This is a genomic window from Algoriphagus alkaliphilus (genome assembly GCF_900103735.1).
GTDB lineage: Bacteria > Bacteroidota > Bacteroidia > Cytophagales > Cyclobacteriaceae > Algoriphagus > Algoriphagus alkaliphilus.
In genome coordinates, this window is sequence record NZ_FMXE01000020.1 from 83,111 (window position 1) to 90,571 (window position 7,461).

Annotated in this window: 7 protein-coding genes; 6 read left to right on the top strand and 1 reads right to left on the bottom strand. The window is 41.1% G+C overall.

Features of this window, described 5'->3' with window-relative positions; all coding sequences use genetic code 11:
• Positions 1 to 100 precede the first annotated feature (100 nt).
• Positions 101 to 1,525, bottom strand: a complete 1,425-nt coding sequence (locus BLQ81_RS14100) for a Gfo/Idh/MocA family oxidoreductase (protein WP_092731093.1) — start codon at positions 1,523 to 1,525, stop codon at positions 101 to 103.
• A 732-nt stretch (positions 1,526 to 2,257) separates the two neighbouring features.
• Here BLQ81_RS14100 and BLQ81_RS14110 point away from each other — a divergent pair.
• The 6 genes from BLQ81_RS14110 to BLQ81_RS23145 all read left to right on the top strand — a co-directional run.
• Entirely contained in the window at positions 2,258 to 3,409 is a 1,152-nt protein-coding gene (locus BLQ81_RS14110; protein WP_092731097.1) for a 6-bladed beta-propeller, read from the top strand.
• The gene (locus BLQ81_RS14115; RefSeq protein ID WP_092731099.1) at positions 3,399 to 3,920 is read left to right on the top strand and encodes a hypothetical protein; all 522 of its coding nucleotides are present in this window, start codon (positions 3,399 to 3,401) and stop codon (positions 3,918 to 3,920) included. The genes BLQ81_RS14110 and BLQ81_RS14115 overlap by 11 nt, the downstream gene beginning before the upstream one ends.
• A 103-nt stretch (positions 3,921 to 4,023) precedes the next feature.
• Positions 4,024 to 4,905, top strand: coding sequence for a phytanoyl-CoA dioxygenase family protein (locus BLQ81_RS14120; RefSeq protein WP_092731101.1), 882 nt, complete (start codon positions 4,024 to 4,026; stop codon positions 4,903 to 4,905).
• A gap of 165 nt (positions 4,906 to 5,070) precedes the next feature.
• Positions 5,071 to 5,940 (top strand): DUF808 domain-containing protein, encoded by an 870-nt coding sequence (locus tag BLQ81_RS14125; RefSeq protein ID WP_092731103.1) that lies wholly within the window; start codon positions 5,071 to 5,073, stop codon positions 5,938 to 5,940.
• 101 nt (positions 5,941 to 6,041) lie between these two features.
• On the top strand, positions 6,042 to 7,058 hold the full coding sequence (locus tag BLQ81_RS14130) for a ThuA domain-containing protein (RefSeq protein WP_092731105.1): 1,017 nt from the start codon (positions 6,042 to 6,044) through the stop codon (positions 7,056 to 7,058).
• Positions 7,059 to 7,369: 311 nt separating this feature from the next.
• Positions 7,370 to 7,461 (top strand): helix-turn-helix domain-containing protein (locus BLQ81_RS23145; RefSeq protein WP_407640249.1); only part of this gene is annotated, 92 nt, incomplete at its 3' end.

A 7,461-nucleotide genomic window follows, 5' to 3' on the forward strand; every position in this document is an offset into this window, starting at 1 on the left:
AAGATAAAAGGTTTGATCAATTGGAGTTTCATTTAAAAAAAGACCGCCAGATCAAATCTGACGGTCTTAAGTCTTTTATCTAGTGTCTTAAGTCTAAACTCTACACTCTATAAAACTCCTCCCAGCCTTTTCTCGGCGGCATACCTGCCAAGACCTGATTAGCCAGTGGGTTGTTGGTGATCTGCCGGGTTTCACGGTCAAACTCCAGTTTTACGCCCATTTGTTGCGCCATCACGCCCAAACAAAACACCTGACTTAACGGCCCTGCGATTTCGAAAGATGATCGGGTCTTTTCCTCTCCTTTGCAGGCTTTGAGGAAGTTTTCGAAGTGATTGGAAGGACTCTCGGGTACTACAGGAAGTTTGGATTCCCACTCCTTGGCTTTTTCCGCAGGGATAATCGACAGCGTGCTACCGTGCGAACCTCCCTTGAAGGTCAGCTCCTTGCTGTAAATGATCTTGCCGGGATTCAATTTCGCAGGCTGAATCATTCCGTTGCTTGGTGGCGGGATGTTCGGATCAAGTTCGGAGACACCATATCCATCCGGGACTGAAGGGATATTGTCTATTCCATCCTGCCAAGTGATGACAAGTGGAGGCATACTGCCTCTCTCAGGAAACTTGAATTCAAGTGTAGTAGACATCGGGAAAAAGAAAGCATTATGCCCTGATAGTTTGGTTGGGTTGACTTCGTAAGGCAATCCCAAATCCAAAAATTCATGCGCGGTATCGATGATATGGGCTCCCCAGTCACCCAAGGCACCCATTCCGAAATCGTACCAGCATCGCCACTGTCCGTTGTGAAAATCCTTGTGAAATGCATGAGGCTGGGCCTGACTGGTCCAGACATCCCAATCTAAAGTGGAAGGGACAGGTTCTGCGGTAGGGAATCGAGTGATTTTGGGGTCCCAGTCATGCCAGCGTCTTCGGCTGTTCATGTGGGCAGTGATGGCAGTGACATCTTTGATGATTCCGGCTTCTTTCCAAGCCTTGAATTGGAAATAGTTGCCTTCTGAGTGCCCTTGGTTTCCCATTTGGGTAGCCAGTTTCGGGTATTTTTTAGCCGCGGCGATCATCAGATCTACTTCCTGAAAAGTCCGCGCCATGGGCTTCTCCACATAGACATGCTTGCCTTCAGCCAATGCCATCATCGTCACCGGGAAGTGTGAAAAATCAGGTGTGGCAATGCTGACTGCGTCAAACTCCTTACCGATCTCGTTAAACATCTTTCGGAAGTCCTGATACTTTTTTGCTTTTGGAAACATGTTCATCACTTCCAAAGTCTGCTTGGCACCCATGTCCACATCGCAGAGGGCGACGATATTGCAGAGTCCGGTTTTGTCCAAGGCTTTGATAATTTCATTACCCCGGTTTCCGATGCCGATGCAGGCAAGGTTTACTTTGTCACTGGGTGCCACGTAGCCCATGGAATTCCCGAAAACATTGGGGGAAAGGATGGTCAGTCCTGAAAGCCCAAGTGCGGCTGTGGCTCCGGTTTTCAGAAAGTCTCTTCTATTGGTTGACATGATGGGGGTATTTTTGGGTTGAAACTATTGAATATGAATATAAAAAATGTTTAAATTTTAGTAGTTAGGATTTCCTAAATTTAAGAATCAAAATGATGACTTGGGGTTATTGATTTGAAAATCAACGGAAATGATTGCGATAGAATGTTGTAAAAGGAATTTTTCCTGAATTTTGAAATTAAAATTGTAATTTACAGAATCGATTTCGAAAGAAATTATCTTTTGAATAGTTAAAAAATTATGGGGGGGGTGCAAAATTTTATTCTGAAAAAAATAAAAATTCAATATTTTGGGTTTAGTTAAATGGATATTCGGAATTAAGAAAAGTTTGATATTTAATTTTACTGGTTTAAATTAGTTTATGTTCCACTTTTAAAATCATATTATCATGAAAAAACGATTAATTCAGTTGACAGGCATTTTTGCCCTGTGTTTTTTAGGGTTGTTTTCCCTAGATCTTTCAAGTCCAGGTGGAGAGAAAAGCCTCCTTCTTTCGAGTGTAATTCCAAATGGATACTCACAAACAATGTGCGATCCACCAGCTCCAAGCTGTGGACCATTAATGGGAAATTCTTCAGGAAGTAGATATTGTTGCGCAAACACTGATTCTTCTTGTTGTTATGCAGCTGGATGTGGAGGTTCACATTCTTAAATTATGGTTTTGGTATAGGTGCTATTTTTCTCTCGAAGATGAATAGCACTTTTTTTTAGGATTTTATTTAATTTCAGACTATGACAATTAAGTTACAGGTATTAGCATTATTTTTCTTGTTTTTATCGTGCTCAAGTCCTTCTAATCACGCTGAAAATGTCAGTCTAAATATTATTAGTCAAGACTTGCCAAGTCAAGCATCAATCTTGAATTTGTCTGAATTCTATACATTTGATAGGTTGATAAAACTTCAATCTAACGATTCCTCGATCATTGATTATATCAATAAGGTATTGGTTGATGATGATTTGGTGTTTATAAAAGGAGGTAGTTCCCTTTTTAAATTTAAATTAAATGGAGATTTTCAAAAAAAACTCACCAAAGGAATTGGCGGGCCGGATGAATATGTTAACCTTACAGATGTGCTTATTTTGCCAGAGCAGGATAGGCTTTGGTTATATGACTCGAATCAAAGATCCATATTTCAAATTAACTATGATCTTGAAATGGAAGTTGATTATTCCTTAAATTATCCTTTGTTTGGGGTTGAAAAATTAGAAAAGGGATTAATTGGTACTTCGGGGTATTTAGAAGTATTAGATAAATTTTCTTCATTATACTCGTTTGTAGGGGAAAATTTAGCAACTGGATTTGCGCTAAGCAAAAACCATTTGAAATTTAACCCTGAAAAAGCTAGGTATCTTCATGTGTACAGACACGACTTTTTTTCCAAAGGACCAGTTGGGTACAATTTTGTAAATTCTTTTAATGATACTATTTATTATGTGAGTGAAAATATGGAAGTAATTCCAAAATATTATGTTGATTTTGGTTCAAACAAGGTGAACGAGAATGAATTGATTGGTAGGGATTATTCTTCTATAGTTGATGTATTCCAATATATCAATTCTTCTGATAAATCCTACAACGTTGGGAATGTGGTAGAATTTGAAAGATACCTGTTATATAAATTTTTTAATCAAGGTCTTCCATTTGTTTCTGTTTATGATAAAAGTGAAAAAATTCTTAAATCAGGAAGGAAGATTTCATTTGATTATTTGGGACAAGATGTAGTACTTGAATTGGATGAAGAAATTTCTTTTGGGACTTTAGGTAATAATAGGGCCTATTTGGTAATACCTTCTGAAGCCAGTATTTTACGAGAATACCAAGTGCTTTTTCAGGTGAAAGACGGAGACAATCCTATAATTTTATTTTTTGATGAAAAATAAACTCTTTGTGCTTTTTAGTTTAGCTTTAGGATGTTCTTCACCTCAAGAAAAAAATCAAAACTTTGAGATGACTGAAATCAGGTCTTTGAGAGAACTTGTAAATGAAGGATTGAGTACTGATCGATTTTACTACATAAAAGATCTTTCTGAAATAAAAGAAAAAGGAGAGGGCTTGGTCCTGATATTACCTGGAAGCTCTTGTTTTAATTGTTTCGAAGATTTGAATTTGTTTTTAAAAGGATATTTTTCAGAAAATCCTGAAATAAAATTATTGGTTGTTAGAAATAATAAGATTAAAGAGAAGGAAATAAGGTTTTCCTTGCAAAAGGTTATTTCACTTGATGAGGTTTATATTTATGAAATAGGACAATTGTCTATTCTAACCCAACATGAGTTTTTTCCTAAGCTTGGATATTTCAATAACGGGAAAATTTGCTGTTTGGAAGTATTTGAGCAAGGAAATCAAGAGAAGCTTACTAATTTTTTTAATTATTTGAAGTTTATGGATTAGATTTTTTTTTTAAGTTTTACTTAGTTGTTCCTGTTTGAATTTTTTCAGTTATATTTTCTTACTCTTTTTCTCTATTTTTCCATTATCAATTTACCTCTAATTCATGCCCGACCTAGCCGATTTCCACCAACCGATCACTGATCTTTTCCCGCAACCCAAATCTGCCTCGGATTGGGATCAATACCGTCTAAAAAAATCCCAAGTCGAATTTTTTCATGAAAATGGATATCTCGCTGACATCAAGCTTTTGAATGAAGCTCAAATTGAGGCACTAATGAAGGCCTTGGACGAAGTGATGGATCCGCAGCATCCGTTACACCATCTTTTTCATGAGTTTCACAGCAATGAATCAGGTGATCCGAACAAGGTCTTGTTTCATTCCTTGGGGCATTGGCGGATTGCTGATGCATTTCACGATGTGATCTGGAATCCCGCTTTCCGGATGGCTGCCAGCCAGCTTTTGGGAGATCGGCCAGTTCGGTTTTGGCATGATCAGCTCTTCTGCAAACCGGCACATCATGGTGGAAATGTAGCCTGGCATCAGGATTACAGTTATTGGACTCGGACAGTCGCCATGCAGCATCTGACTTGCTGGTGTGGCTTGGACGACGCGACGGAAGAAAATGGCTGTCTGCACTATGTGCCGGGTTCGCATCGCTGGGGCTTGCTTGAAAAGCCTGATTTAGCAGGTGAAATGGATGGGCTGATGGCTATGATGACGGAGGAGCAAAAGGCGGATTTCAAACCTGTAGCTATACCCCTCAAGGCAGGACATGCAGCATTCCACCATCCTTTGCTTGTACATGGGAGCTTTGCCAACTATTCTGACCGATCCCGAAAAGCTTTTGTGCTCAATGTCTTTGCCGATGGTACGGTCTCTGATACCAATGAACCGCTACTCTCCGGAGTGCCAATAATTCCAAAAGGTGAGAAGATGGAAGGGAAGTTCTTTCCGTTGATATTTGATAGAGAATTGAAAAATTGAAAAATTTGAAGATTGGAAAATTAAGAATCTAGGTCTTTTAGGTCAACGCTTTATTTTCTGAATTGGAAAGGGAGCTGGAATAGAAAATTTAGACTTTTATTTCCTCCTTGAGCTTAAAATCTTCTCAGATCCTCGTAATTCGTATTTCGAAAATCGTACTTCTAAATGGCTTCAGGCTTATTTGCATTATTAGACGATATCGCCGCCTTGATGGACGATGTGGCAGTCATGAGTAAAGTGGCAGCAAAGAAAACTGCCGGGATTTTAGGGGATGATCTGGCTGTAAATGCTGAAAAAGCATCGGGTTTCGTCACAGAAAGAGAGCTTCCTGTTCTTTGGGCGATTATGAAAGGATCCCTGCTCAACAAAGTAATTATTCTTCCCGTAGTCTTCCTCCTAAGTGCCTTTTTACCGATAGCTGTTACCGTTATTTTGGTGATCGGGGGCCTTTACTTAGCCTACGAGGGTGCCGAAAAAATCTATGAATACCTCCTGCCTCACCGGGAAGAAGCCCAATCCCGATTGGACTTAGATTTAACCGAAGTACAGATTTTAGCTTTGGAAAAAGGAAAGATCAAATCGGCTATCACTACGGACTTTATTCTTTCTGTAGAAATAGTAATAATCGCACTGAGTACAGTAATGGACAAACCCCTAATTACTCAAATTGCAGTTGTTTCGGTGATAGCCCTAATTGCGACGGTGGGCGTTTATGGAATTGTTGGCCTCATCGTGCGCATGGATGAATTTGGATTAAAATTGATTGCAATGAACGAAAGGACGGATAGCTTTTCCGATAAAGCGGGAAAGCTATTGGTCGGCGCCTTGCCAATTGTAATCAGGATGCTCGCCTTTGTAGGCACAATTGCATTGTTGTTGGTCGCAGGGGGTATTTTTGCACACAACATTGAGTTTTTTCACCATTTGCTTGAATCCTGGCCGGCGATTGTCAAGGAGTTTCTGATCGGATTAGTCGTGGGGGTTTTGGTATTGATTCCGGTTTTGATTTTCAGGCGAATCCGAAAAAAGTCTTGATCAACACACAAGGACAGGACTTGTATTAATTCAAAAAATTCTATTTTGAGAATTCAAATCTGTAGGCTGTTTGGCCAGCCAAATCCAAAACCCACATAAACATGCACTACCTTCGAAAAAGTCTTCTTTTTAGCTTCCTACTTACTTTTTTTACTTTGCTTGCCTGTGCTCAAAACGGCCAAACATTCCTTCAGTTTGAGGGAAGAGAAGGTCCTGGCAAAAGCAAGCACATCGTTCTGGTAGCAGGGGACGATGAATATCGCTCGGAAGAATCCATGCCCATGCTGGCCAAAATCCTCTCCACCCGCTATGGATTTAAGACGACGGTTCTGTTCCCGATCGAACCGGGTACCGGCGATGTAGTGCCCAATTATCAAAACAACATCCCCGGTCTGGAGCACCTGGAATCTGCCGACCTGATGATCATGCTGGTCCGATTCCGTGAACTTCCGGACGAGCAAAGTCTATACATTGAAAATTTCCTCAAAGCGGGTAAACCCATCATCGGTTTGCGCACATCGACGCATGCTTTTGCATACCAGAAAAACAAGGAATCAAAGTTTGCCAAGTGGACTTGGAACGGGAAAGAAGCAGGTTGGGAAAAAGGATTTGGTAAGCGGATTTTCGGAGAAACTTGGGTCAATCACCACGGGATCCATGCCAAGGAAGGTTCCCGATCGTTGATTGATGGGGTGCAACAAATGAATGATCATCCGGTGCTTCGTGGCGTGAAAGATATCTGGGTTCCCGAGGATGTGTATGGGATACAAAGCCTTCCCAAAGAGGCGGAGGTCTTGATCTATGGACAATCCACCGCAGGAATGGATGATCAGGCACCGTTGATGTGGGAGAAATCAGTCATGCCCATTGCCTGGACCAAACCCTATCAAATCGAGGGAGGAAAGCCGGGGATGGCCTTTGCCTCAACGATGGGTTCATCACTCGGTTTTCAAAGTGCAGATCTCAGAAGATTGGTACTCAATGCTTCCTTTTGGCTTTTGGGGATGTCGGAAACAATTACACCGGATTTGAATGTGGAGTATGTGGGGGAGTACAAGCCGACCAACTTTGGCTTTGATACTTTTAGGAAAGGGATGCGGGTTGCGGATTTTAAATAGATAATAGTCCATAGTCCATAGACCATGGATAAAAAACTATAGTCTATCGACTATGGTGGATATTCCGGAGCATGTTGACCCCCTGAATCCGGAGGTTTTTCAGGAGCAAAAAGTGCCTTTAGTGGCCAGATTCGACTGACATTCCGGCGGATGTTGACCCCCCAAAGTGGGATATTCGTCTGGATTCCGGAGCATGTTGACCCCCTTGGGTCCTGAATCCGGAGGATATTGACCCCTCTTTTTAATGGTTTTGGTTTCTTAGTCGCTCACCAAGTACTAAGCGGAAGACGATGGCCGGAAAACCAAAACCCATGAGTCAGATCAAACAACTCCTCATTTTACACCGTCAGGGGCAGGGCATCAAAGCCATTGCACGCAGCCTGTCCATGAGCAGGAATACGGT